This window comes from Streptomyces sp. NPDC096040 (assembly GCF_040303265.1).
Lineage (GTDB): Bacteria > Actinomycetota > Actinomycetes > Streptomycetales > Streptomycetaceae > Streptomyces.
Map to the genome: position 1 here is coordinate 1 of NZ_JBEOTA010000020.1, position 25728 is coordinate 25728.

The 25728-nt window shown below is 71.4% G+C and carries 23 protein-coding genes; 8 read left to right on the forward strand and 15 right to left on the reverse strand.

The genetic code is table 11. The annotated features are described in order from the left end of the window. Positions 1-134 precede the first annotated feature (134 nt). Positions 135-713, forward strand: coding sequence for a sigma-70 family RNA polymerase sigma factor (locus ABTY98_RS26285; protein WP_352223437.1), 579 nt, complete (start codon positions 135-137; stop codon positions 711-713). Continuing rightward, the gene (locus tag ABTY98_RS26290; RefSeq protein WP_502994359.1) at positions 710-2005 is read left to right on the forward strand and encodes a maleylpyruvate isomerase N-terminal domain-containing protein; all 1296 of its coding nucleotides are present in this window, start codon (positions 710-712) and stop codon (positions 2003-2005) included. Before ABTY98_RS26285 ends, ABTY98_RS26290 begins: the two co-directional genes overlap by 4 nt. Positions 2006-2216: 211 nt before the next feature. Here the strand turns inward: ABTY98_RS26290 and purU are convergent, their stop codons facing one another. Together purU and ABTY98_RS26300 are read right to left on the reverse strand one after the other, a co-directional pair. Next, positions 2217-3101, reverse strand: coding sequence for a formyltetrahydrofolate deformylase (gene purU / locus ABTY98_RS26295; RefSeq protein WP_352223438.1), 885 nt, complete (start codon positions 3099-3101; stop codon positions 2217-2219). 57 nt (positions 3102-3158) lie between these two features. Then, a complete protein-coding gene (locus ABTY98_RS26300; RefSeq protein WP_352223439.1) occupies positions 3159-3659 on the reverse strand; it encodes an SCO4402 family protein in 501 nt (166 codons plus the stop codon). 117 nt (positions 3660-3776) lie between these two features. Here ABTY98_RS26300 and ABTY98_RS26305 point away from each other — a divergent pair, with 117 nt between their 5' ends. Next, entirely contained in the window at positions 3777-5081 is a 1305-nt protein-coding gene (locus ABTY98_RS26305) for an ABC transporter substrate-binding protein (protein WP_352223440.1), read from the forward strand. 36 nt (positions 5082-5117) lie between these two features. Here the strand turns inward: ABTY98_RS26305 and ABTY98_RS26310 are convergent, their stop codons facing one another. Together ABTY98_RS26310 and ABTY98_RS26315 are read right to left on the reverse strand one after the other, a co-directional pair. Beyond that, the gene (locus ABTY98_RS26310; RefSeq protein WP_352223441.1) at positions 5118-6779 is read right to left on the reverse strand and encodes a hypothetical protein; all 1662 of its coding nucleotides are present in this window, start codon (positions 6777-6779) and stop codon (positions 5118-5120) included. A 201-nt stretch (positions 6780-6980) separates the two neighbouring features. Next, complete coding sequence (locus tag ABTY98_RS26315; protein ID WP_352223442.1) at positions 6981-8366, reverse strand: NsdA family TPR-like regulatory protein; 1386 nt, start codon at positions 8364-8366, stop codon at positions 6981-6983. A gap of 274 nt (positions 8367-8640) precedes the next feature. Between ABTY98_RS26315 and ABTY98_RS26320 the strand changes: the two genes are divergently transcribed. Genes ABTY98_RS26320 through ABTY98_RS26330 form a run of 3 tightly spaced genes read left to right on the forward strand, consistent with a single transcriptional unit; the run spans position 8641 to position 11724 of the window. Further along, the gene (locus tag ABTY98_RS26320) at positions 8641-9303 is read left to right on the forward strand and encodes a bifunctional DNA primase/polymerase (RefSeq protein ID WP_352223443.1); all 663 of its coding nucleotides are present in this window, start codon (positions 8641-8643) and stop codon (positions 9301-9303) included. Positions 9304-9358: 55 nt separating this feature from the next. After that, positions 9359-10132 carry an ABC transporter ATP-binding protein gene (locus tag ABTY98_RS26325; protein WP_352223444.1) on the forward strand — a complete coding sequence of 258 codons (774 nt, stop codon included), beginning with the start codon at positions 9359-9361 and terminating at the stop codon, positions 10130-10132. Next, a complete protein-coding gene (locus ABTY98_RS26330) occupies positions 10129-11724 on the forward strand; it encodes a transporter (protein ID WP_352223445.1) in 1596 nt (531 codons plus the stop codon). Before ABTY98_RS26325 ends, ABTY98_RS26330 begins: the two co-directional genes overlap by 4 nt. A 30-nt stretch (positions 11725-11754) precedes the next feature. Here the strand turns inward: ABTY98_RS26330 and ABTY98_RS26335 are convergent, their stop codons facing one another. Then, positions 11755-12645, reverse strand: a complete 891-nt coding sequence (locus ABTY98_RS26335) for an alpha/beta fold hydrolase (protein WP_352223446.1) — start codon at positions 12643-12645, stop codon at positions 11755-11757. A gap of 505 nt (positions 12646-13150) precedes the next feature. After that, on the reverse strand, positions 13151-13843 hold the full coding sequence (locus tag ABTY98_RS26340; RefSeq protein ID WP_351321325.1) for an iron-dependent transcriptional repressor DtxR: 693 nt from the start codon (positions 13841-13843) through the stop codon (positions 13151-13153). A gap of 238 nt (positions 13844-14081) precedes the next feature. Between ABTY98_RS26340 and ABTY98_RS26345 the strand changes: the two genes are divergently transcribed. Next, positions 14082-14837, forward strand: a complete 756-nt coding sequence (locus ABTY98_RS26345; protein ID WP_352223447.1) for an SIS domain-containing protein — start codon at positions 14082-14084, stop codon at positions 14835-14837. 7 nt (positions 14838-14844) lie between these two features. Here the strand turns inward: ABTY98_RS26345 and ABTY98_RS26350 are convergent, their stop codons facing one another. The 4 genes from ABTY98_RS26350 to pdxH form a co-directional block, all read right to left on the reverse strand. After that, positions 14845-16266 carry a PAS domain-containing protein gene (locus ABTY98_RS26350; RefSeq protein ID WP_352223448.1) on the reverse strand — a complete coding sequence of 474 codons (1422 nt, stop codon included), beginning with the start codon at positions 16264-16266 and terminating at the stop codon, positions 14845-14847. Positions 16267-16394: 128 nt separating this feature from the next. After that, entirely contained in the window at positions 16395-16838 is a 444-nt protein-coding gene (locus ABTY98_RS26355; RefSeq protein ID WP_352223449.1) for a GNAT family N-acetyltransferase, read from the reverse strand. Then, complete coding sequence (locus ABTY98_RS26360) at positions 16835-17239, reverse strand: RidA family protein (protein ID WP_352223450.1); 405 nt, start codon at positions 17237-17239, stop codon at positions 16835-16837. The genes ABTY98_RS26355 and ABTY98_RS26360 overlap by 4 nt, the downstream gene beginning before the upstream one ends. Before the next feature lie 321 nt (positions 17240-17560). Continuing rightward, positions 17561-18274 carry a pyridoxamine 5'-phosphate oxidase gene (gene pdxH, locus ABTY98_RS26365; RefSeq protein ID WP_352223452.1) on the reverse strand — a complete coding sequence of 238 codons (714 nt, stop codon included), beginning with the start codon at positions 18272-18274 and terminating at the stop codon, positions 17561-17563. Between the two features lie 125 nt (positions 18275-18399). Between pdxH and ABTY98_RS26370 the strand changes: the two genes are divergently transcribed. After that, positions 18400-19500, forward strand: coding sequence for a citrate synthase 2 (locus ABTY98_RS26370; protein ID WP_352223453.1), 1101 nt, complete (start codon positions 18400-18402; stop codon positions 19498-19500). A 123-nt stretch (positions 19501-19623) separates the two neighbouring features. Here ABTY98_RS26370 and ABTY98_RS26375 read toward each other — a convergent pair whose 3' ends face one another. From ABTY98_RS26375 to ABTY98_RS26395, 5 genes are all read right to left on the reverse strand, one after another. After that, positions 19624-20265: a TetR/AcrR family transcriptional regulator gene (locus tag ABTY98_RS26375; RefSeq protein ID WP_352223454.1), complete on the reverse strand. Its 642-nt coding sequence runs from the start codon at positions 20263-20265 to the stop codon at positions 19624-19626. Further along, positions 20253-20987, reverse strand: a complete 735-nt coding sequence (locus ABTY98_RS26380; RefSeq protein ID WP_352223455.1) for an enoyl-CoA hydratase family protein — start codon at positions 20985-20987, stop codon at positions 20253-20255. The genes ABTY98_RS26375 and ABTY98_RS26380 overlap by 13 nt, the downstream gene beginning before the upstream one ends. Then, positions 20984-22597: a 4-coumarate--CoA ligase family protein gene (locus ABTY98_RS26385; RefSeq protein WP_352223456.1), complete on the reverse strand. Its 1614-nt coding sequence runs from the start codon at positions 22595-22597 to the stop codon at positions 20984-20986. Before ABTY98_RS26385 ends, ABTY98_RS26380 begins: the two co-directional genes overlap by 4 nt. A gap of 36 nt (positions 22598-22633) precedes the next feature. Next, a complete protein-coding gene (locus ABTY98_RS26390) occupies positions 22634-23800 on the reverse strand; it encodes an acyl-CoA dehydrogenase family protein (RefSeq protein WP_352223457.1) in 1167 nt (388 codons plus the stop codon). Positions 23801-23881: 81 nt separating this feature from the next. Continuing rightward, positions 23882-25726 carry an acetyl/propionyl/methylcrotonyl-CoA carboxylase subunit alpha gene (locus tag ABTY98_RS26395; RefSeq protein WP_352223458.1) on the reverse strand — a complete coding sequence of 615 codons (1845 nt, stop codon included), beginning with the start codon at positions 25724-25726 and terminating at the stop codon, positions 23882-23884. Positions 25727-25728: the final 2 nt, after the last annotated feature.

The window sequence follows — 25728 nt, forward strand, 5'->3', positions numbered from 1 at the left end:
CCCGCGCCGCCCTCGTCCTGCTCCAGATCGAGCACGGACGCACCACCTGAAACGAAGATCACGAACCGTCACGAGAGGTTACCGAGAAGGGTTCAGTGGAGACAGGCTGGACACGGGCATGGGGAGGGGGCCGCATGGCGAAGAAGGACGTACCGCCCCGCTGGGACCGCAAGATGCAGCAGCGGCTCGCACGCGGCGAGGCGGCCGCCCTCGGTGAGCTCTACGACCGCTTCGCCTCGCTGGTGCACGGCCTCGCCCACCGCGTCCTCGGGGACGAGCGGGCCGCCGACTCCATAACCCGCGAGGTCTTCGCCCACGTCTGGGAGCATCCGGACGCCTACGACCCCAGGCAGGGCCCGCTGCGCTCCTGGGTCGCCGCGCTGACCCACCGGCTCGCCGTGCAGCGTCTCAGGGCCACCGAGACCGCCGCGCTCACCCCGGGCGACACCGGCTCGGAGGCCACCCGGGAGCTGGAGCGCAAGGTGCGGCGCGCCTCCGTCGCCGCCCGCGCGGACTACATCGTGCACTCCATGCCGACCCCGCTGCGCGCCGCCCTGGACCTCGCCTACTTCCAGCGCCGTGACTACCGCCAGACCGCGGTGGACCTCGGCGTCACCGAGGACGAGGCCCGCCGCCGGCTGCGCCTCGGCCTGCAACTGCTCTCCACCGCGCACGATGCCGGGAGACCGCCCGGATACGGAGGTGCGGTGTGACCGGCGCAGACCCCTTCGAGGCCCACGACGGCACGGGCTCCGGAGACGGAGCCGGAGCCGGTGACGTGCCGCGCGACGGCAGCGGCGAGCCGGGCGGCCCGCCGCGCGTACCGCTGCCCCGGGCCTCCGTCGAGGACACCGGGCAGCCGCTGCCCGAAGTGGACGACGAACTGCCGCCGGTACCGGTGGAGTTGCCGCACGACGTCCTGAAATCCCTGCTGGGGGCGTGGGCTTTGGCCGCCTGCTCGACGGCGGAGGCCCTCGCCGTCGAGATCCACCTCGGCGACTGCGGGGCCTGCGCGGACGAGGCCCGCCGACTGCGCGAGGCGGTCGGCCTGCTGCACCAGCCGGAGAGCCTCGACCTCGACCCCGGCCTGCGCACCCGCGTCCTGGAGGCCTGCCTGGACCGCCGGCCACCGCGCATCCCGATCCCCGAGTGGGCGGCGCCCTACGACGCCGAGACCGCCCGCCTGGACGCCCTCCTCCAGGACTTCGGCGACGCGGAGTGGCACGCCCCGGTACGGCTGCGCTGGTTCGACGGCGCGGCGCAGACCAGCCGCCGTACGACGGTCGCCGGGGTGATCGCGCACCTGCTGTCCGTCGACGGCCTGGTGGCGGCGGCGCTCGGTCTGGACGACCCCGTCGGGGAGGCTCCCGCACAGGGCCCCGCCGCCCGCACCGAGGCCTTCTGGCGGGCCTCGCACTTCCCGCCGACCCGTGCGGTGCGGGCTCCCTGGCGGGAGCAGAGCCACCGGGTCGTGCAGACCGTCTCCTTCACCGGCGGCGGCGCCGGGCGCCTCGGGGTGTCGTACGGCGACTTCGCCCTGCCGTTGCACGACGCGATGCTGGACCGTGCCTTCGAGTGCTGGGTGCACGCGGAGGACATCGCGGAGGCCGTTGACTACCCCTACGGGCCGCCGGCCCCGAGGTACCTGCACCGGATGATCGACCTCGCGGCACGCATGCTTCCCGCTGCGCTGGCGGCGCGCCGGCAGGCGGGTCTTGCGGCGCCCGGTCCGACCCCGCACCTCGTCCCCGCGGGACAGCCGGGCCGAAGCCTGCGGCTGGAGATCGAGGGCACCGGGGGCGGCGAGTGGCTGATCCCGCTGGACTCACCGGGGGCGGTGGGCTCGGAGGAGTTCGAGGTGGCGCACGTGGCACTGGACGACGTGGAGTTCTGCCGGTTGGCCGCGGGCCATGTACCGCCGGAGGACGCTGCGGCGGGGCAGCTGGGAGACAGGGCGGCGATCAGGGACGTGCTGTTCGCGGCGGCGAGCCTGAGCCGGATGTAGGTGCCGGTTCGCGCCAGGGGCGAGGTGGTTCGGTCTTGCGGCGGCTGCGGGTACATGGGGGGCCGTTCGCGCAGTTCCCCGCGCCCCTGAGAGATGCGGGCGTTTCCTTGGGGGCGCGGGGGAACTGCGAGACCAGCCACGAACCACCCGCAGTCGCACCACGACCGAACCGCCCCGCCCCTTGGGCGAAGGCACCCGCCCGAAACAGCCGTCAGGCGAAGACGACCGTCCGTCGGCCGTTGAGCAGGATGCGGCGCTCCGCATGCCACTTCACCGCCCGCGCCAGCGCCTGGCACTCCACGTCGCGCCCGATCGCGACCAGCTGGTCCGGGGTGACGCCATGACCCACCCGTTCGACCTCCTGCTCGATGATCGGCCCCTCGTCGAGGTCCGCCGTGACGTAGTGCGCCGTCGCTCCGATCAGCTTGACGCCCCGCGCATGCGCCTGGTGGTACGGCTTCGCGCCCTTGAAGCTCGGCAGGAACGAGTGGTGGATGTTGATGATCCGGCCGCTGAGCTGCTTGCACAGGTCGTCCGAGAGGACCTGCATATAGCGGGCGAGGACCACCAGTTCGACGTTCTCCTCGCGGACGAGCTCGAGGAACCGTGCCTCCGCGTCCGCCTTGGTCTCCTTCGTCACCGGGATGTGGTGGAAGGGGATGTTGTACGAGCCCACCAGCTCCGCGAAGTCGGTGTGGTTGGAGACCACCGCGGCGATCTCCACCGGCAGCGCACCGATACTGGCCCGGAAGAGCAGGTCGTTCAGACAGTGACCGAACTTGCTGACCATGAGGACGACCCGCATCCGCTCGTCGGCCCGGTTGATCTGCCAGTCCATGTGGAAGGAGTCGCCGACCGCCGCGAAGCTGGCCCGCAGCTTGTCGACCGTCACCGGCTCCTCGGCGGAGAAGTGGACGCGCATGAAGAACAGACCCGTGTCGTGGTCCCCGAACTGCTGGCTGTCCTCGATGTTGCAGCCGGTCATGAAGAGGTAGCTCGACACGGCGTGCACGATGCCCTTCTTGTCCGGGCAGGAGAGGGTGAGGACGTACTGGTCGGCCGGGGCGGCCTGGGCTCGGGTGGACTGATCGGTCATGCACCACAGAATCTCATGCCCGGCCGCCCCCCGGCGGTCAGCGTCCGCTTCGCGGACTCACGCCGCCCGGGTCACGATCCGCAGCACCTCGAGGCTGCGCGGCGGGATGTCCGGATCGTCGCCGTCGCTCGCCGCCAGACGCATGTGCGCGTCCCGGGCCGCCCGCACCGCGTCCGGCCACGCCTGGTGGTCGAGGTACGCGGAGACCGGCGCGTCCGGCCCGACCTGGTGCATGATCCGCAGCACCCGCAGCACGGCGGTGTCGACGAGCGCCGCCTCCTGCGAGTCGCGGAATATCGTCCCGACGTATTTCTCCGCGGACCAGCTGTCCAGCCAGGTGTCCTCGACCAGCCGGTAGACCGCGTCGGTCACATCTCCGTACCCCTCCTGGCCGGCCAGCCAGACGTTCCGCTGGAAGTCCGGGTCGGAAAGCATGTGCAGCGCGGAGCGCACATTGCTGCGCCAGCGCCACCACGGCATGTCATTGAGTGGCATGCCGCCCATGGTGGAGGAGCGACGGCCGCGACGGGAAGAGTTCTCCGAACCTTGCACGGTCATCGATCGTACGTTCCTCGTCACACGTCCGTAACCGCCCCCCGTAATTCACCCGTACGTCACTCTTCGTTGACCATGGGGCACTCGCTGGTTATTGATGTGGCGGAATCGTGTGTGTTCATGACCGGCAGGCGCCCCACCCTCAGCACCATGCTCCCCACGACCCACCGGCGCGTCAGAGCCACCGCCCTGTCCGCGGTGGCCATGACGGCCTGCGCGTCACTCGCCGCCGGCTGCGGGGTCATCCCAGGACTGTCGGGCTCGGGGGACGACGAGATCAAGGTGATGACCTGGGCGCCGCAGCAGACCGGCGCCACCAACAAGCCCGGCATGCCCGCCATGGCGTCGGCCATCGTCCGCTGGACCAACTCCCAGGGTGGCATCAACGGCCGCAAGCTCAAGCTGCTCACCTGCAACGACCACAACACCAGCGTGGGCGCCGCGAACTGCGCCCAGAAGGCGGCCGACGAGAACGTCGTCGCGGTCGTCGGCTCCTACAGCCAGTTCGGCGACTCCTACTTCGCCGCGCTGGAAGGCGCCGCCATCCCCTACATAGGCGGCTACGGGGCGTCGAACCAGGAGTTCACCAGCCCCGTCTCCTACCCGGTCAACGGCGGCCAGCTCACCCTGCTGGCCGGACTCGGGGAGGCGCTGGCCGGCTCCTGCGGCCCGGTCACCCTGGTCCGCCCGGACAGCATCGCCGGCGACCAGCTGCCCCAGCTGCTCGACTCGGGCCTGCAGGCCGGCAGCCACGCCAAGGCGATCGACCAGCTCGCGGCCGAGGATCTCACCGAGTACGACAAGCAGTCGCAGAAGGCGCTGGAGAACGCCACTTCGGACTCGCTGAAGGAGGGCTGTGTGGTGCCCGAGCTCGGTGACCGCACGGCCACCTTCATGGACAACTTCCAGCGCGCCCGCGACGACTACCCGAAGGTGAAGACGGCCGCCGAGGTCGGCAGCGTCGACCAGACGGTGATCAACTCCACCGGCGGTGCGTCCGGCCCGTACGAGGGGTCGTACATCACCGGCTGGTACCCGGTGGCCTCGGACTCGCGCTGGGACCAGATGAAGAAGGTCATCAGCAAGGAGGCCTTCGGCGACAACCGGATCGACCCGGCCGACGCCGGGGTGCAGACGACCTGGATCGCCTACCAGGTCCTGACCGCCGCCCTGAAGAAGATCGGCAGCGGCGAGGTCAGCGCCGACAGTGTGCGCCGCACCCTCAACGACGGCCTGAAGGTCTCCACCGGCGGCCTGACCCCGTCCCTGTCCTGGCCCTACCAGGGCAAGCTGGCCGCGGCCGGCTTCTCCCGGCTGGTCAACACCGACGTGAACGTCCAGACCGTCAAGGGCGGCCTGCTCCAGTCGGCGAACAAGAACGCCCTCGACATGGCGAAGATCCTGGAGAACGCCGACCTCAGCTGACCGGCCGGCCGGCCCTCACAGCCGGCCGGCCCGTTCTCACAGCTGGGTCGGCTGCCGCTGGGTCAGCCCGTACTTGCTCGCGATCGTGTTCCACAGCGCGGCCGCCTTCACCTTCTGGGAGCTGGCTGTCCCGCTCTCCCGGTTGCCGGCCGCGGTCTGGCCGGTGGTGCGGGCCTGGCCCTTGTGGCAGCCGTGCTTGCCCTTGGCCTGGTCGGCCCAGGCCGCGTAGTGGTTGTCGGCGTTCGCGGAGGCCTGCCAGGCCTGGGTGAGGGCGGTGGTCAGCTCCGCGTTGTCCGGCAGCTTGTCGACGGACAGCTTCGACAGCCGGGTGACCAGCGCGGCACGCTGCGTGGCGGCGGTGCGCAGGTCGGAGGCGGAATCGTCCAGGTCCTTGCACTGCTTCACGTTGGCGACGGCGCCGATCACCGTGGCCCGGCTGCTGCCGCTGTCGGCGAGCAGCTTGTCCAGGGCGGTGGCCTGCGCCTTCGCCGGGTCGGCCGCGCCCGACGAGGAGCCGTCGGTCGCAGGCAGGGACGCGGCGACCGTCTTGTCGGCGTCGCCCGAGCCCCCGCCGCCCCCGCTGAACAGGGCACCGGCCCCGATCCCGAGGACGGTGATCCCGATCCCGACGGCCGCGATCAACGGCACCTTCGACCTGCCACCACCGCCCCGGCCACCGCCGTCACCGTCGTGGTCGTACGACGGCGGGGGCGGGGTGTACGCCGGCGGCTGCTGGAAGTTCTGCGGCTGCTGCTGGAAGCGGGGCAACTGGGCCGTGGACGCGGCCGGGGGCTCGCCGCCGGAGGCGCTGCGGAAGAGGTTGTCGAACTCGGCGGGCGGCTGCCGGTCCCCGCCCTGCGGGGCACCGGCCTGGTACGGCGCGATGTACTGCGTGGCCTCGGCGTCGGGGTGCGCGGCGGGGGCGGACTGCCGGCCCAGGAAGGTGGTCTGCTCACTGGATCTCTCCGGCGGCAGCGCTCCGGGGCCGACCGGCGGTATCAGCTGGGTGGCCCCTTCGGGGGCCGCCGACACGGGCGGTATGTACTGCGTGGCCCCCTCGTACACCGGCGCGGCGGGCACCGGCGGGAGGTACTGGGTCGCGCCTTCGTCGGCGGCGGACGGCAGGGCGCCGGGGTGCCCGCCGTGGCTCCCGTGCGGGACGGCGGCCGGCAGCGCGGCGCCCGGAGCGCCGTAGGAGTCCTGGCCGGCGGCCGGGGGCAGCGGGGCGCCGTACGGCTGCTGGGGCTGGGCGCCGTAGCCGTGGGACTGCTCGTACGACTGCTCGTAGCCGCCGCCGTACGACGGGGCGGGCGCCCCCTCCGGCGGGAGCGGGCCGGCGCCGGAGGCGGGGGGCTGGAACTGCTCGGCGTGGGACTGGTACTGGTCGGCGTGGGACTGCGCGGCCTGGGACTGGGCGTTCCAGGCGGGCGGCAGCGCCGGCTCCGGGGTGTTCCACTCCTGGCCGGCCGCCTGCGGCCAGCCCTGCTCGGGCTGCGGCGCGCTCCGCTGTTGACCGGGCCCCCACGGCTGTCCCCAGGCCTGGCCCTCGGAGGGCGCGGTGGTCGGCGCCGGGGCCTGCACGGGCGGCTGCGATACGGGGGCGGGAACGCCCGTCATGCCCGGCAGCAGGGGCTCGCCACCGTCGGAGGGCAGCACGATGCCTTCGCGCGCGGGCTCGCCCTGTCCACTCTGCGTCACCGGGACTCCTACTAATGGGGGACCTTGTGAATCGTCGGCTCACGCTACCGGGTCCCCTCAGCAAGGTGCCACGCAGCCGAGGGCGCGATCTTCTTCCCTGTGACAGCAGTAACAAAACCGCCCCGCGGTGCGCTGTATATGCCGCCTCTCGCACGGCAAGGTGTGGTTTCCCACACGTTCACGCAGCCGCGGGGCATGAATTCATGCGGCTGCCTGCAGATCCAGGCGGGCGCCGAACTCCCTGACGACCGGTTCGTCCCGGAACGGCTCCAGACGCTGCTGGAAGTCCTCCAGGTACTCGGCGCCCCGGTTGGAACGGACCGTCTCCAGCAGTTCCACCGCCTTCAGCCCGGTGGCACAGGCCTGTTCGATCTCACGCTGCTGCACCTGCGCCGTGGCGAGGAGCACATAGCCGATCGCGCGGCGCCGCGCCCGCGCCGGCGGGTGCCCGGCCAGCGACTGCTCCGCGCTCCGCGCGGCCGCCTCGGCCTGACCCAGGTCACGGTGGCAGTGCGCCAACTCGTCGGCCAGATACGCCTCGTCGAAGTGCGCGATCCACGACGGGTCGTCCCCGGAGGACGGATCGGCCGCCTCCATCGCCGACACCGCACGCCCGGACGCCAGCTGCGCCGACCGCGCGTCGCCCAGCAACGCGTGCCCCCGGGCCTCGGCCGCGTAGAACATCGCCTCCGCGCGCGGGGTCACGCGCCCACGCGCCCCCTCCTGCGCCGCCCGCGCCAACTGGGCGATCTCCCGCGGGTTTCCGAGCTGAGCGGCGAGGTGGCTCATGGAGGCGGCGAGCACATAGCCGCCGTAGCCACGGTCACCGGCGGCCTGCGCGAGACGCAGCGACTGGATGTAGTACCGCTGGGCCAGACCGGGTTGGCCGGTGTCCACGGCCATGTACCCGGCGAGTTCGGTGAGCCGGGCGACGGCCGCGAACAACTCCCTGCCCACGGGCTCCCGGTAGGACCCGGCGAGCAGGCCGGAGACCACGCTGTTGAGGTAGTGCACCACGACCGGGCGCACATGCCCGCTGCCGTACTGGTGGTCCAGGTCGGTGAGCGCCTGTGTCATGGCCTTCACGGCCGCGACGTCCGACGGTCCGACCCGCGGCCCGGCCTGCCGCGCCACCTGCGCGTCCGGCGCCGAGATCAGCCAGTCCCGGCTGGGCTCGACCAGCGCGGACGCGGCGACCGAGGAGCCGGACAGGAAGTCCCGGCGGCCCACGTCACTGCGCCACAGCTCGCAGACCTGCTCGATGGCCCCCAGGACCGTCGGCGAGAACTGCAGGCCGACGCCCGACGCGAGGTTCTTGCCGTTGGCCATGCCGATCTCGTCGATCGTGACCGTGCGGCCCAGCTTGCGCCCCAGCGCCTCGGCGATGATCGCCGGTGCCCGGCCCCGCGGCTGCTGTCCGCGTAGCCAGCGGGCCACGGACGTCTTGTCGTACCGGAGGTCGAGACCGTGCTCCGCACCGCACATGTTGACCCGGCGGGCGAGCCCGGCGTTCGAGCACCCCGCCTCCTGGATGAGCGCCTGCAACCGTTCGTTCGGCTGCCGCGCGACAAGCGGCCTTGCGGCCATGGCGTACCCCCTGCGAACTCCCTGTTGGGAAAAGATCCGGCCTTGACGATCACTGCCCAGCGGACATACCGAAAATGCGGGACATGCGAGGATTGCCGGGTAAAGGCAGCGGAATTGCGGGTACGACCGCTGCCAACCCCCCACTTGTGACTACCCGCTCACGCCCCGGTTCCTCCTGCGCGCCCCCACACGTGCATCCATGCGCCCCGGTTGCGGAACCGATGCTCCTCCCCCGCGCGCGCTACGCCCGTAACTCCAGGTGGGTGCGGGAGTTGTGTTGAGCGTGGAAGAGACGATCGTCGGCACCGAAGCCGCTCAGATTCCGAAGCAGCGTGGGGAATCGCTGCTGGAGACCGCCGTACGCTACGCCGAGGAGCGCCACTGGGACGTCTTCCCGGGCACCTGGCTGGAAGCGGTCCAGGGGGTGCAGCGCTGTTCCTGCGGGGAGGTGGCGTGCGCGGCGCCCGGCGCGCACGCGGCGCGCCCGGACTGGGCGACGCAGGCGACCGGTAGTGCGACGGTGGCGCGCCGGATGTGGCAGAAGCAGCCGGCGGCGTCGATCCTGCTGCCGACGGGGCGGACCTTCGACGCGTTGTCCGTCCCGGAGACGGCGGGGTTTCTGGCGCTGGCACGCATGGAGCGGATGGAGCTGACGCTCGGGCCGGTGACGCTCACGCCTGATCGGCGGATGCAGTTCTTCGTACTGCCGGGCGGGTCGGTGAAGGTGCCGGAGCTGGTACGGAAGCTGGGCTGGTCGCCGGCGTCGCTGGACCTCACGGCACTGGGCGAGGGCGCGTACGTGCCGGCGCCGCCGACGCGGTACAGCTCCCGGGGTGCGGTGCAGTGGGCCTGCCGGCCGACACCGGCGAACCGGTGGCTGCCGGACGCGGAGGAGTTGATCTCGGCGCTTGCCTATGCGTGCGGGCGGGACCGCTGAGGTGCGTGGTTCCCCCGCGCCCCTGAGGGCGCTGCCCACCCCCTAGGGTGCTGGCATGACCGATGCCGTTCGTGTTCGTGGGCTCTGGAAACGCTTTGGGCAGCAGGTGGCCGTCGGCGGGATCGATCTGTCGCTGCCCGCCGGGAAGTTCGTCGGGCTGGTCGGGCCCAACGGGGCCGGGAAGACCACCACTCTCTCCATGGTGACCGGGCTGCTCCGCCCGGATCAGGGGAGCGTCGAGGTCGTCGGGCACGACGTGTGGCGGGACCCGGTGGCGGTGAAGGCCCGTATCGGCGTGCTGCCCGAGGGGCTACGACTCTTCGAGCGGCTCTCGGGACGCGAACTGCTCGCCTACAGCGGCCGGCTGCGCGGGCTGCCCGGCGCCGAGGTCGACAAGCGGGCCGCCCAGCTCCTGGACGTGCTCGATCTCGCCGGAGCCCAGCACAAACTCGTCGTCGACTACTCGACCGGCATGCGCAAGAAGATCGGGCTAGCCGCGGCTCTCCTCCACAACCCCGAAGTCCTCTTCCTGGACGAGCCGTTCGAGGGCGTCGACCCGGTGTCCGCGCAGACCATCCGGGGCGTCCTGGAGCGCTACACGGCCTCCGGCGCGACCGTCGTCTTCTCCTCCCACGTCATGGAACTCGTCGAGTCGCTGTGCGACTGGGTGGCGGTGATGGCCGCCGGACGGATCCGCGCGACGGGCACCCTGGAGGACGTGCGCGGGGCGCACACCACCCTCCAGGCCGCCTTCCTCGAACTCGTCGGGGCGAGCGGCCGGGACGCCGGTTCGGACCTGGACTGGCTGGGCGGCGGGACGGCCCGATGACGGACGTGACCTCCACCGTCGTACGGCTGAAGCTGTCGCTGCTGCGCAACGGGCTGCGGCAGTCCGGTGGCCGGCGGGCCGCGTTCGTCGCGTCGGCCGTGATCGCGCTGCTGTTCGGGGCGGTACAGCTGCTGGGGCTGGTCCTGCTGCGCGGGCATGCGCACGCGGACGCCGTGGCCGTGCTGGGAGCGGCCGTGCTGGCGCTCGGTTGGGCGGTGATGCCGCTGTTCTTCCCCAGCGGCGACGAGACCCTGGACCCGACCCGCCTGGTGATGCTCCCGCTGCGGCCACGACCGCTGGTGCGGGCCCTGCTGGCCGCCTCCCTGGTCGGTATCGGCCCGCTGTTCTCGCTGTTGCTGCTGGTGGGCTGTGCGGTGTCCGTGGCGCACGGGGCGGCGGCGTACGGTGTCGCGGTCGTCGCGGTCGTCCTCGCGCTGCTGATCTGCGTGGCCCTCGCACGGGCCGTGGCCGCCGCGAACGTACGGCTGCTCAGCAGCCGCAAGGGCCGTGACCTGGCCGTACTGAGCGGCCTGGTCATCGCGGTCGGGGCGCAACTGGTCAACTTCGGTGCCCGGAGCCTCGGTTCGGCCGGGCTCGGGGAACTCACACCGGTGACCGACGTGGTGCGCTGGCTGCCGCCGGCGTCGGCGATCGGCGCGGTGCACTCGGCGAGCGAGGGCTCGAACGGCACGGCCGCCGCACAACTGGGCCTGTCCGTGGCCGCGTTGGCGTTGCTGATCGGCGCGTGGGCGCGGACCCTGACCCGGCTGATGACCTCACCGGACGGCTCGACGCTCCAGGCGCCCGACTCGGCCGGCCGGAGCCGTTTTTCCTCCGACGGCGCGGGCCTCGGCCGGCTGCTCCCCGCCGGCCGTACCGGAACGGTCATGGCGCGCAGCCTGCGCTATGTCTGGCGCGACCCCAAGACCAAGGCCGCGTGGGTGACCTCGCTGGCCATCGGCCTGATCGTGCCCGTCTTCAACGCCCTCCAGGGCACCGGGTCGATCTACTTCGCGTGCTTCGCCGCCGGGATGCTCGGCATCCAGATGTACAACCAGTTCGGGCAGGACACCTCCGCCTTCTGGATGGTCGCGATGACCATCTCGTCCCCGCGGGACGCCTATGTCGAACTGCGCGGGCGGGCCCTGGCCCTGCTGGTGATCACCCTGCCGTACGCCACGCTGGTGACCGTCGTGACCACGGCCATACTGGGCGACTGGCCCCGGCTGCCCGAGGTGCTCGGCCTGTCCCTCGCCCTGCTCGGCGCGATGCTGGCGACCGGCGCCTGGACATCGGCCCGCTTCCCGTACTCCATCCCCCAGGAGGGCCACAAGAACGTCGCCCCCGGCCAGACCGGCCTCGCCTGGATCGCCATCTTCGGCGGCATGGTCTCGGCGGCCCTGCTGTGCGCCCCCGTCATCGCCCTGACGATCGCGTTGAACGTGAGCGCGGGCGGCGAGGACTGGACGTGGGCGCTGCTACCGGTGGGGGCGGCCTACGGGGCGGCGATCACGTGGACGGGGCTGCGCCTGGCGGCACCGCGCGCGGCGGCGAGCTTGCCGGAGATCCTTACGGCTGTGAGCAAGGGGTGACTGCAGCGCCCACTCCCCCACAGGCACCCCTCACTCCCCCACCCGATCGAGAAACGGCTCCACAGCCGCCCGCCAAGCCTCCGGCCGGTCGTACGGCAACAGATGCCCCGCCTCGGCCACCTCCGCGTACTCCCCCTTGGAAAGGACCCGCACCATCTCCTGTGCCTCCGCCCGCCCCAGCTCCCCGTCCACCCCGCGGACAACGAGCGTCGGGCACGGCACCTGGGCCAGTTCCTCCCAGTGCGCGTCGTACACCCAGGTCTCCCGGGACTTCAGCATCTGGTCGGGGTCGAAGACGGGCCGCCAGCCGTCGGCACTCTCGTGCATCACCTCGGCGTAGAACTCCCCGCGTGCCGGGTTCGGCCGCTCCACCCAGGGGTCGTCCTCGCCGAACCACTTGCGTACGTCGGCGAGCGTGGCGAAGGGGACGGGCCAGGACCTGAACCAGTCGGCCCACTCGCGCTGCGAGGCCGCGCCCAGCGCGGAGGCCCGCATATCGCAGATGATCAGGCCCCGGACCAGTTCGGGGCGCTTCGCGGCGAGCTGCCAGGCGGTCAGCGCGCCCATGGCGTGGCCGATGAGCACGGCCGGGGCGAGGTCCAGCTGCTCGATGGCGGCCGCGGCGTCCTCGACGTACGCCTCACGGGTGTACGCGGCCTGCGGGGGCTTGTCGCTCTGGCCGTGGCCGCGCTGGTCGAGTGCGACGGCGCGGTGCCGGTCGGAGAGCCAGCGGGCGGTGGACGCCCAGTGCGAGGCGCGGCCCATCAGGCCGTGCAGTAACAGCACACCGGGGAACGAGCGGTCCCGGTCGGCGCGGTCACCGTGCGGCCGCGCCGGGTCGCCCTGCTTGGGCGGGTCCGCGAACTCCCAGGCGGCGAGGTGTACGCCGCCGGCTCCTGTCACGTCGATGCGTCGTGCCATGAGCCTGGCACCCCCCCTAGCTCCGCGTGCCTAGTGTCGCCTCGTATCGCTTCGTGATGCTTCGATACCACTGCAGACTATCGAATACCTATTCGAAAATCGGGTCCCTACGGGCAACACCCCTCGTTCGAGTGACCCCTCCCCAGGCATGATCGGCGCCACCAGGGGGATTTCTTCTGCGGGGGGCGGACCGCTCGGGGAAGACGGTCCGTGGGGATGACCCTGAGAGCTCGGGGCTCCGGGTCAGCACTGGGGAGGACAGGCCCCGGCACCGAAGGGTGCCGGGGCCAACCCCAGGTCCGTTTCGATGTCTTCGGCACATCCCCCCGCCCCCCTCAGGTCATATGCCTCTCGCGACAGCCTCGCACGCGAAACGTTCCGGCGCTGCGATTCGACGCATTGAACCTTGGATTCGACGCGTTCGACAAACCCGGGAGAGACGACGAAGAGAGGCGCCAACTCCCCCACGAGCAACGGAAGTTGAACGACGCTCTGGTTTCAGTACTCAGCGCTTGGCGACGAACACATGGGAGGCGACGTCCGCCTCCAGCTCGGCCGCCTCACCACCGCTTCCCACCAGCACCCCGCCGGCCGCCTCCGTCACGCTCACCACCGAACCGGGCTGCACACCCGCCCGCCGCAGCGTGTACATCAGCTGCGCGTCCGTCTGGATGGGCTCGCCGATCCTGCGTACGACCACGGTCTTGCCGTCCGCGCCCGGGTCCAGGTCGGCCAGCGACACCATGCCCTCGTCGAGGAACGGGTCCGCACCGTCCTTCTCGCCCAGCTCCTCCAGCCCCGGGATCGGATTGCCGTACGGCGACTCGGTCGGGTGGCGCAGCAGCTCCAGCACCCGCCGCTCCACGGCCTCGCTCATCACGTGCTCCCAGCGACACGCCTCGGCGTGCACCTGCTCCCACTCCAGGCCGATCACATCGACCAGCAGGCACTCGGCGAGCCGGTGCTTGCGCATCACACGCGTCGCCAGCCGGCGACCCTCGTCGGTCAGCTCCAGATGGCGGTCGCTGGCGACGGACACCAGACCGTCCCGCTCCATCCGCGCCACCGTCTGGCTCACCGTCGGCCCGCTCTGGTCGAGCCGCTCCGCGATGCGGGCGCGCATGGGGACCACGCCTTCCTCTTCAAGCTCGAGGATGGTGCGGAGATACATCTCCGTGGTGTCGATCAGTCCGGACATACGTGCCCCTCGATTACCTCTGCCGAAGCCCGGTCGCGTGCGTGCGCTGGCCCTGTCACCAATTCTGCCGGATCCCACTGACAAGCGGGGGACGCCGGGAGAACAGAGGTCGCACGTCCCGGCCCACCGCTGCCGCCCCCGGCCGTATTGACACCGAGATGGTCCAGACCGGAGGGTGATCCGCGACACAGACATCCGCGACACAGACAATGGCGTCGACCGCGCAAAGGGGCACCGCATGAGCGACGGCACACCCGCCGACCTTTTCTTCGACGCCGCGATCGGCCTCCTGCAACGCGTCCGCGACGAGGAGGCCGACGCCATCACCGCCGCAGCCACCCTCCTCGCCGACACCGTCGCCGCCGGCGGCCGGCTGTTCGCCTTCGGCGCCGGGCACTCCTCCCTCGCCGCCCAGGACGTCGTCTACCGCGCGGGCGGCCTCGCCCTCATGAACCTCCTGGCCGCCCCCGGCCTCGTCGGCGTCGACGTGATGCCCGCAACCCTCGGCTCCCGCCTGGAACGCGTCGACGGCCTCGCCACCGCCGTCCTCGACACCTCACCCCTGCGCGCCGGCGACACCCTGGTGATCATCTCCCTCTCCGGCCGCAACGCCCTCCCCGTCGAGATGGCCGCCAGCGCCCGCACGCGCGGCGCCAAGGTCATCGGCGTGACCTCCGTGGCGTACGCGGCGCAGACCACGTCCCGGCACTCCTCCGGCACGTACCTCAAGGACCACTGCGACGTCGTACTCGACTCGAAGATCGCCATCGGGGACGCCGAACTCACCCTCGACACCATCCCGGCGCCCTTCGCCCCCGCCTCCACCGTCGTCACCAGCGCCCTGCTCCAGGCGGTCCTGGCCACCACCGCGGCCACCCTCGCCGACCGCGGCATCGAACCCCCGCTGCTGCGCTCCGGCAACGTCGACGGCGGCCACGAGTGGAACGCCCGCGTGTTCGAGGAGTACCGCGACCGGATCTTCTACCAGCACTGAGACGCCCCTACTGCTGCCTCTCCTTCGCCAGCTGGGCCAGATCCAGCGCCGTGGCGATCCGCACGGCCACGTCCTCCGCGTACGTCGCGTCCACACGCTCGAAACGGCTGCGCCCCGACCCACGGAGAAACGTGAGCACGCCCAGCGTCCGCCCCCGGCTGCGCAGCACCGCGCACAACGCGTGCACCGCGTCCTCCGGCCACTGCCGGTCCAGCGCCCACGCCCGCGCACGGTCCGCCGGCACCGAACCGGCGTCCGCCCGCACACTCCCGGCCCGCGCCACGCACTGCAGCGCCGGATGCCCTTCGTCGTAGCGCACCGGCAGCCCCGCCGCCCCAGTCACCAGGCTCGGCCCCGGCGTCCCGGAGGGCGTGGCCGCGATCCGCACCAGCCGTACCGGACCCACGTCCCCGTCCGCCCGGGCACCGCCCACCACCCGGTCGACCACCGCGTGATCGGCGAACCCGGCCAACGCGAAGTCCAGATGGACGGTGGCCGCCTCCACCGGATCCTCGCAGTCCGCGGCCGCACGGCCCGCACGATGCAACTGGTTCGCACGGAAGCGCAGCATCGACGCCTCCTGCTCCGCCTGCTTCCCCTCCGTGACGTCCAGGAACAACCAGCCCACCCCGAGCGGCACCGGCTCCTCCGCGAGCGGCGACGCCAGCCGCAGGAACCCGGACCGCCAGCAGCGCCGCTGCTCGCCCTCCGCCGTCCGCACACTCACCCACATCTCGGCCGGCGCCGGCGGCGCACCCTCGGCCAGCACATGCGTGAGCGCGCCCTCCAGCTCCTCCACACCCTGCGCGAGCAACTCCCCGAGCGGCCGCCCCAGCGCCGACGTACGTCCGATCCCGAGCGCCCGCGCCGCATGCGCGTTGACCACGGCCGGCCGCAGATCCGCGTCCACGAGGACGACACCCCAGGCCGCGTCCTCGAACAGCGCCTCGCTCAGCGCGATCGACCGCTCCAGGTCGATCTGCGCATGCACCTCACTGAACGCGCAGTACACACCCGCCGGCTTCCCGTCCGGGCCACGCACGGCCGCCGACTGCGTCCTTACGAGCACCCGCCCGCCGTCCTTCGTGAGCAGCGCGAACTCGTGCACCTGACGCCCCGGGGCGTGCATGGCCGACAGCAGCCGCCCCTCGACCTCGTCGGCGTCCGCCTCACGCACCGCCCACCCGGCGAACCCGTGCCGGCCCACCGCCTCCGCCGCCGTCCACCCCAGGATCCGCTCGGCCTCACGGTTCCAGTGGGTGACCACGCCGTCCGCGTCGAACGCACACAGGGCCGCGTCCATGCCGTCAAGGAGCGCCGCGAGCAGATCCGACCCGCCCGAGTCCTCCGGACCATCCCGCTCCGGTTGCGGCTCGGGCTCGTCGGGCCCCAGCTCGTCGGTGGTCCCACTACGCCGGGAAGCACTCACCTGGACCCCCATCAGGCTGCGTCCGCACGCACGGCGCGTCGGTTCCTCGCTGCCCTTCATTCAACTGGAACGTGACGCAGCCCACACCGTGTTCCCGCAAGATTGAAGGAATCGTTGCAAGCCGACGCTCACAGCCCCAGCCGAAGATCCACCCACTCATCGTTCCCTCCGTCGAGCACATACCGCTCGACCTCGACGAACCCGCACCGACCGGCGAACCGCAGCCCGTCCTCGTTGACCGCCAGCACACACGTCTCGACGGCCTCGGCACCCTGCACACGCGCGTGCGCGAGCCCACGCTCGTACAACGCCTTACCGAACCCCCGCCCCCGAAACCCGGGCAGCACCCGCGCGATCACGGTCACCGCCCCGCCGACCACGGGCCGCACCGTCGAGCACCCCACGAGAACGTCCCCGAGATACGCGTTCTCCAGCCGGTACCCGCGCGCCAGCCGCTCCCGCGCCTCCGCCGCCGACATCGCGGCAGGCGGCACCACGACGTTGTGCACATACCGCCACTCCTCCAGCGCCTCGTCCCCACCCACGGGAACGAACCTCAGCACACCACTCACGCGTCCCCCTCCCCTCCTGCCGCCAGCCGCGCGTACACCTCGATCTCGATCTTCATCCGGGGATCCGCCAGCCCGCACACCATCATCGTCGCGGCCGGCCGCACATCCCCGAACACCCGCCGCAACACCGGCCAGCACGGCTCGAAATCCTCCCGCTCGGGCAGCAGATACCGCACCCGCACCACATCCTTGAAGCCACACCGGGCCTCGGCCAGCGCCGCCCCGATGTTCCGCAGACACTGCTCGGCCTGCTCCACCACATCCTCGGAGATGGTCATGGCCGCATAGTCGAACCCGGTGGTCCCGGACACATGCACCCAGTCCCCGTCCACCACCGCCCGCGCATAGCCGATCTGCTCCTCGAACACGGAACCACCGAGAATCACCTGCCGCTTTGTCATGTACGAAACCTAGACGACCACCGCGAGAAGCCGTGGCCGCGTACATCTCCAAAAAACAGTTGAACCGTTCCGAGCAGCTTCTTAGAGTGGCTGTTACTTCGGAGAGGAGGTGGTTCGGCAGATGTATGCATACCGGACGGAAGAGGTGGCTGCGGGCTAGCGGCTCGCCACCACACGATGTGCGGTGCCGGATCAGCGTGTGCGAGACGCACGCAGCCGGCCAATCCAACGCAGTCACCCGACCCGCGAGCTCGCCGGTACGTCCGGCCGGCTTCTTCGCCGTCAGGCGGAGGGACCACGAGTTCGCGGGTCGTCTGCGTTTCAGGGGCTGAGGCGGTCCACGTGCCAGGTGCCGTCGGGGGCGATGGCGTAGCGGAGGCGGTCGTGGAGGCGGTTGTGGCGGCCCTGCCAGAACTCGACCGTGCGGGGTGCGATGCGGAAGCCGCCCCAGTGCGGGGGGACCGGGACCTGTTCGCCCTCGGGATAGCGGGCGCTCAGTTCGGCGTAGGCGGTGTCGAGTTCGGTGCGGGAGTGGATGACCGAGGACTGGGCGCTAGCCCAGGCCCCGAGCTGGGAGCCGTGCGGGCGGGTGCGGAAGTAGGCGGCGGTCTCGTCGCGGCCGGTGCGGCGGGCGGTGCCGGTGACGATGATCTGACGGGCGATCGCGTGCCAGGGGAAGAGCAGCGAGACATGGGGATTCGCGCCGAGGTCCTGGGCTTTGCGGGAGTCGTAGTTGGTGTAGAAGACGAAGCCCTGGGTGTCGTACTGCTTCATCAGGACCGTGCGTGAGCTGGGGTGGCCCTCGGTGTCGGCGGTGGAGACGATCATCGCGTTGGGTTCGTAGATCATGCCGTCGGCGGCCGCCCGTGCGGCTTGTTCGAACCAGCGGGTGAACTGGTCCATGGGGTGTGCGGCCAGGTCGTGCTCGTCGAGGCCCTCGGCCCGGTAGTGCTTGCGCATCAGCGCGGGGTTGAGGATGTGGTCGGAGGCGGCGGCGTCGGGGTCGGTCACGCGGTCATCTTGCCGTATGCACATATGGGTCGGGGGCACATGTGGCGCAGAGCTACTGTGGCACTGAGTGCCGCTGGGCTCCCCAACTCTGGCACTCGGGGTTATGGTGCAGATGCCGCCGCCGTACACCTCATTGAGGAGCCGCCCCCATGTCCGACTTCGTACCTGGGCTCGAAGGAGTCGTTGCGTTCGAGACGGAGATCGCCGAACCGGACAAGGAGGGTGGCGCCCTGCGGTACCGGGGCGTCGACATCGAGGATCTGGTCGGGCACGTCTCGTTCGGGAACGTCTGGGGGCTGCTGGTCGACGGTGCCTTCAATCCCGGTCTGCCGCCCGCCGAGCCTTTCCCGATCCCGGTCCATTCGGGTGACATCCGGGTGGACGTCCAGTCGGCGCTCGCCATGCTCGCCCCGGTGTGGGGGCTGAAACCGCTCCTCGACATCGACGCGGCGCAGGCCCGGGAGGATCTGGCGCGGGCCGCGGTCATGGCGCTGTCGTACGTCGCCCAGTCCGCGCGTGGGCAGGGGCTGGCGATGGTGCCGCAGCGGGAGATCGACAAGGCGAACTCGGTGGTGGAGCGGTTCATGATCCGCTGGCGCGGTGAGCCGGATCCCAGGCATGTCGCGGCCGTGGACGCGTACTGGACCTCCGCCGCCGAGCACGGCATGAACGCGTCCACGTTCACCGCGCGGGTCATCGCTTCCACCGGTGCGGATGTCGCCGCGGCGCTGTCGGGTGCGGTGGGCGCGATGTCGGGGCCGTTGCACGGGGGTGCGCCGTCCCGGGTGCTGGGGATGATCGAGGAGATCGAGCGGACCGGGGACGCGGAGGGGTACGTCAAGGGTGCGCTGGACCGGGGTGAGCGGCTGATGGGGTTCGGGCACCGGGTGTACCGGGCGGAGGATCCGCGGGCGCGGGTGTTGCGGCGGACGGCACGGGAGCTGGGGGCGCCGCGGTTCGAGATCGCGGAGGCGTTGGAGAAGGCCGCGCTGGAGGAACTCCACAACCGTCGGCCGGATCGTGTGCTGGCCACCAATGTGGAGTTCTGGGCGGCGATCATGCTGGACTTCGCGGAGGTGCCGGCCCACATGTTCACGTCGATGTTCACGTGTGCGCGCACTGCTGGGTGGTCGGCGCACATTCTTGAGCAGAAGCGGACGGGGCGGTTGGTGCGGCCGTCGGCGGAGTATGTGGGGCCGGGGCCGAGGAAGCCTCAGGACATCGCCGGGTATGCGGATATCGCCCGCTGAGCCGCCTTTGACGGTGCGGGGGCGGGTGCGGGCGGGTGGGGGTTGGTCGCGCCCACGCGGCGGTGGCCGCACATCGGGTGCAGCCCCGCGCCCCTGAGAAGCGGGCCCTTCGGGCCCCGCTTCTCACCCCAGGACCTCGTCCAGCAGTGCCGCCCACTGGGTCACCACTCGTTCTCTCCTCGCCCCGTCGTCCGTCAGCAGGTTGGCCAGGCCCAGGCCCCTCGCCATGTCCAGGAGGCCCTGGACTGTTTCGCGGGTGCCCGGACGGGATTCGTCGGCGGACAGGAGGTCCACGGCGATGCGGTGGGTCTCGCGGCCGACTCGGGCTTCCAGTTCGGTGACCCGGGGGCGGAGCTGGTCCTCGTCGGAGGCGGCTACCCAGAGGTGGAGGGCGGCGCGGAAGAGGGGGCCGGTGTAGAGGTCGACGAGGGCACGGACCACGGCTCGGCGGTCGTCGGCGGCGCCCTGCGGGAACAGGGCGCGCAGGGCCGTGGAGCGTTCTTCGGCGACGTATTCGACGGCGGCGGTGAAGAGGTCCTCGCGGGTCGGGAAGTGGTGCTGGGCGGCGCCTCGGGAGACGCCGGCGCGTTCGGCGACGACGGCGACCGTGGAGCCTGCCCAGCCGTGTTCGGCGAGGCAGGCCACGGCGGCTTCCAGGAGCCGTTGCCGGGTGGCCCGGCTGCGGTCCTGTTTGGGGGCGCGGTCCTGTTGAGGTCCGCGCGCGTGTTCCGCCGTACTCGCGCCAGCCGTGCTCACACCACCCACGCCGCATCCCGTCGTTCGAGGAAGGCCGTCATCCCCTCGCGGGCCTGGTCGGAGGAGAACAGCCGGGCCGAGAGGGCGGTCAGGGCGGCCGCGTCCCGGTCGAATGTTTCCAGCACCCTAGCTGTGAGCAGCTGTTTCGTCTCGGTCAGGGCCTGGGGGGCGGAGCGGCGGAGGCCGTCGAGGATGGGTTCGAGGGCGGTGTCGACGTCGTCGGCGGTGGTGGTGAGGAGGCCGAGGCGTACGGCTTCGGGGGCTTCGAAGCGTTCGCCGGTGAGGTAGTAGCGGGCGAGGGCGCGGGGGTCGGTGCGTGGGAGGAGGGTCAGGGAGATGACGGCGGGGGCAACTCCGATGCGTACCTCGGTGAAGGCGAAGGTGGCGGCGGTGGCGGCGGCCGCGATGTCGCAGGCGGCGAGGAGGCCGAGGCCGCCGGCGCGGACGTGGCCGGTGATCCGGGCGACGACCGGTTTGGGGAGTTCGACGATCTGGCGCAGGAGGCCGACGAGCGCGTCGGGGTGGGGCGGGTCGCGCAGGTCGGCGCCGGCGCAGAAGGTGGTACCGGTGTGGGTGAGGACGACCGCGCGGATCCCGGGGTCCTTGGCGCAGTCGGTGAGGGCTTCGGCGAGTTCGGTGACGAGGGCCGCGGACAGGGCGTTGCGGGTGGGGGTGGAGTCGAGGCTGAGGGTGGCGACGGCACGCGCGCGTGTCTGGCCGATCAACGTCATGCCCGCTCCCCGGGTTCCCCGGTCCGCCCGGTTTCGCCCAGTGCGCGCAGTTCGCGCAGTTCGCGCCGGAGTATTTTCCCGGAGGCCGCGCGGGGCACTCCGGCGACGAAGGTGACCTTGCGGACGCGTTTGTAGGGTGCGACGCGTTCGGCGACGTAGAGCATGGTCTCGTTCTCGGTGAGGTCGTGGGCGGTGGGCTGGCGGACGACGAAGGCGTGCGGGATCTCGTTGCCGTCCTCGTTGTAGGCGCCGACGACTGCGGCGTCTCTGATGCCCGGGTGGGTGAGCAGGAGTGCCTCCAGTTCGGCGGGGGCCACCTGGAAGCCCTTGTACTTGATGAGTTCCTTGACCCGGTCGACGACGAACAGCCAGCCGTCGGCGTCGACGTGGCCGACGTCGCCGGTGTGCAGCCAGCCGTCGGTGTCGATCATCGCGGCGGTGGCGTCGGGGCGGCCGAGGTAGCCCTTCATGACCTGGGGCCCGCGGATGAGGATCTCGCCGGGTTCGCCGGTGCCGAGGTCCTTGTGCGGGTCGTCGAGGGAGACGATCCGCATCTCGGTGCCGGCGATGAGCTTGCCGACGGTGCCGGGCGGTGCCTGGTGCATGGCGTCGAGCGGGACGACGTGGGTGCCGGGCGAGAGTTCCGTCATGCCGTAGGCCTGTGCGACGGGTGGCAGGCCGAGGCGCTCGGAGCAGGCGGCGGCGAGGAGGGCGTCCAGGGGTGCGGCGGCGCTCATGACGTACTTCAGGGAGGACAGGTCGTACTGCTCGACCAGCGGGTGCTTGGCGAGGGCGAGGACGATCGGCGGGGCGACGTACAGGCCGGTGATGCGGTGGTTCTGGATCGCCGCGAGGAAGGTCTCCAGGTCGAATCGGGGCAGTACGACGATGGTTGCGCCCTTGCGCAGGGGCGCGTTCATGAGTGCGGTGAGGCCGTAGATGTGGAAGAGCGGGAGCACGGCGAGGACGCGGTCGCCGGGGGCCGCCGGGACGGCCGGCTCCAGCTGGATGAGGTTGGTGGCGATCTGGCGGTGGGTGAGCATCACGCCCTTGGGGATGCCGGTGGTGCCGGAGGAGTACGGCAGTGCGGCGACGTCCTCGGCGGGGTCGATGTCGACCTGCGGTTCGGGGGCGTCGCCGGCGAGCATGTCGATCAGGGAGCGGTGCCCGGGTGCGCTGTCGCAGACGAAGATCTCGGCTACGCCGCCGGCGAGTTCGGCTGCCCGGCGGGCCGCTTCCAGCAGCGGTGAGACGGTGACGATCCAGCGGGCCGCGGAGTCCTTGAGCTGTTTGGCGAACTCCTCGGGTGTGGCGAGCGGGTGCACGAGGGTGACGGAGGCGCCCGCGCGCGTGGCGGCGTAGAACGCCGCGGGGAAGGCGACCGTGTTGGGGCTGTGCAGGGCGAGCACATCGCCCTTGCGGACGCCCGCGTCGGCGAACGCGGCCGCGATCCTGCGGTGGAACCGGTCCAGTTGTTCGTACGTGAGGGTGGTGCCGTCGGTGCCGTCGATCAGGGCGGGCGTGTCACCGAACTCGGCGGCCCGGCCCAGCACCGCCTCGTGGATGGGGAGTTCTACGGGCGGAACGTCTGCGTACTCGCTGCGGAACACGGTTCCTCCAGGCGGCTGCCGGTGCCAGTGGGTGGCCTAGTACGACTTGGGAAGGCCGAGAGTCTGGTGGGAGACGTAGTTGAGAATCATCTCCCTGCTCACCGGAGCAATACGAGCCACGCGCGCGGCCGTTATCAACGAAGCGAGTCCGAATTCCCGGGTGAGTCCGTTGCCGCCGAGGGTGTGCACGGCTTGGTCGACCGCGCGGACGCATGCCTCGCCCGCCGCGTACTTGGCCATGTTGGCGGCCTCGCCCGCGCCGATGTCGTCCCCCGCGTCGTACAGATGGGCCGCCTTCTGCATCATCAGGCGCGCGAGTTCAAGGTCGATGTGTGCCTGGGCGAGGGGGTGTGCGATGGCCTGGTGGGCGCCGATGGGGGTCTTCCAGACGGTACGGTCGCGCGCGTACTCGATCGCCTTGGACAGTGCGTAGCGCCCCATGCCGATCGCGAAGGCGGCCGTCATGATCCGCTCCGGGTTGAGTCCGGCGAACAGTTGCAGCAGGCCCGCGTCCTCGTCGCCGACGAGTGCGTCCGCGGGCAGCCGTACGTCGTCGAGAACCAGGTCGAACTGCTTCTCCGCGGCGTTGAGTTCCATGTCGATGGGGTGCTTGTGGAAGCCCTCGGCGTTTGTCGGGACGATGAACAGGCAGGGCTTGAGGCGTCCGGTGCGGGCGTCTTCGGTACGGCCGACGATCAGGACGGCGTCGGCCATGTCGACGCCGGAGATGAAGACCTTGCGGCCGGTGAGCAGCCAGTCGCCGGTGTCCGGGTCACGGCGGGCGGTGGTGGTGATGCGGTGGGAGTTGGAGCCGGCGTCGGGTTCGGTGATGCCGAAGGCCATCAGGCGTGAGCCGTCCGCCAGCGCGGGGAGCCAGCGGGTCTTCTGGGCGTCGGTTCCGAAGCGGGCGATCACTGTGCCGCAGATGGCGGGTGAGACCACGAGCATGAGGAGCGGCGAGCCGGCTGCACCGAGCTCTTCGAGCACGATGGAGAGGTCGGCGATGCCGCCGCCCCCGCCGCCGTGTTCCTCCGGGAGGTTGACGCCGAGGTAGCCGAGCTTTCCGGCCTCCCGCCAGAGTTCGGTGGGAGGGCGGCCCTCCGCGATGGCTCGGGTGATGTAGTCGCGGCCGTACTTCCTGCCGAGGGTGGCCACCGCTTCGCGGAGTGCCTTGTGCTCGTCGGATTCGATTTGGGGGGTCAACGTGGCTCCTTCGCGTGCGGGATCGTCGTTGCTGGTCGCGTTCACGCGGCGGTAGCCGCATATCGAATACAGCCCCGCGCCCTAAAGGGGCGCTTTCACCACTGCCAGGAGAGAGCCGGGCTCTACCTGCTGCCCAAGCACCACCTTCAGCTCGGTCAGCGTGCCCGTGACCGGTGCTGTGATCTGGTGCTGCATCTTCATCGCCTCCAGCCACAGCAGGGGCTGGCCGACCTCTACGGCGGCCCCTTCCGCCAGGCCCTCTGCCACCCGGACCACCGTCCCCGGCATCGGTGCCAGCAAGGATCCCGGCGCCAGCTGGGCCTTCGGGTCGGGGAAGCGGGGTAGCGCGGTGAGAGCGGTGTTGTTGACGTGGACCTGGTCGCCGTATCTCGTCACCTCGAACTTCCGGCGTACGCCGTCCACTTCGAGTACGACCAGATGCGCGCTCGCGTGCACGACCCGTACGCCCTCTGCCGTGAGGCCCTCGCGGGTGTGCCGGTAGTGGGCCTCGTGTTCCTCGCCTGCCATCAGGTAGCGCTTGGTCTGCGGCTGGGAGGGAACGTTGCGCCAGCCGCCGAAGCGGGAGCGGCCGTGGGCGTCGGCCAGGGCGGCCGCGAGGGGGGCGTGCGGGTCGTGGGCGGGCGCCGTGAGGGTGGTGAGGTGGCGGTCGTAGAAGCCGGTGTCCATGCGGGCCGCGGTGAACTCCTCGTGGCGCAGGGAGCGGACGAGGAGGTCGCGGTTGGTGGTGGGGCCGTGCAGGGTGGTGCTGTCGAGCGCGTTCGCCAGCGTGCGCAGCGCTTCCGCGCGTGTGGGGGCGTGCGCGACCGCTTTCGCGAGCATCGCGTCGTAGTGGACGCCGATCTCGTCGCCGTCGGTGTAGCCGGTGTCCAGGCGGACGCTGCCGGGGACGGTGAGGCGGTGCAGGGTGCCGGTCTGCGGGGCCCAGTCGCGGGCGGGGTCCTCGGCGTAGAGGCGGGCCTCGATCGCGTGGCCGTGCGCGCGGGGGGCTTCGAGCGGGAGGGCGTGGCCCTCGGCGATGCGGATCTGTTCGGCGACCAGGTCGATGCCGAAGACGGCCTCGGTGACGGGGTGTTCCACCTGGAGGCGGGTGTTCATCTCCAGGAAGTGCGCCTTTCCGTCGGCGACGAGGAACTCGACGGTGCCCGTGCCGACGTAGGCGACGGCGCGGGCGGCGCGCACGGCCAGCGCGTAAAGCTCCTTCGTGAGCCCTTCCGCGAGCCCGGGCGCCGGCGCTTCCTCGATCACTTTCTGGTGTCTGCGCTGGAGTGAGCAGTCGCGGGTGCCCAGCGGCCACACCGTGCCGTGCGCGTCGGCGAGGATCTGCACCTCCACATGGCGGCCGCGTTCGATGTAGGGCTCGACGAAGACCTCGCCGTCGCCGAAGGCGCTCGCGGCCTCGGCGCGTGCGCCGTCCAGTGCGGCGGTCAGCTCCTCCAGGCGGCGCACGATACGCATCCCGCGCCCACCGCCACCCGCGGCCGCCTTCACCAGTACCGGCAGGTCGGACTCGGTGACCTCGCCGAGTGGCGCGATCCCCATCAGCTCCTTGGCGCGCGTCTTGGACGCCATCGCCTCGATCGCCTCCGGGGGCGGCCCGATCCAGGCCAGACCGGCGTCGATGACGGCGCGGGCGAAGTCGGCGTTCTCGGAGAGGAAGCCGTACCCGGGGTGCACGGCGTCCGCGCCGGCGCTCACGGCGGCCTTCACCACCAGGTCGCCGCGCAGGTAGGTGTCCGCGGGCGTGGCGCCCGGCAGTCGTACCGCGGTGTCGGCCACGCGCGTGTGGAGCGCGTTCGCGTCGGCGTCCGAGTGGACGGCGACGGTCCGGATGCCGAGTTCGGCGCAGGTGCGGAAGATCCGGCAGGCGATCTCGCCCCGGTTGGCGACCAGCAGAGTCGAAATCATGT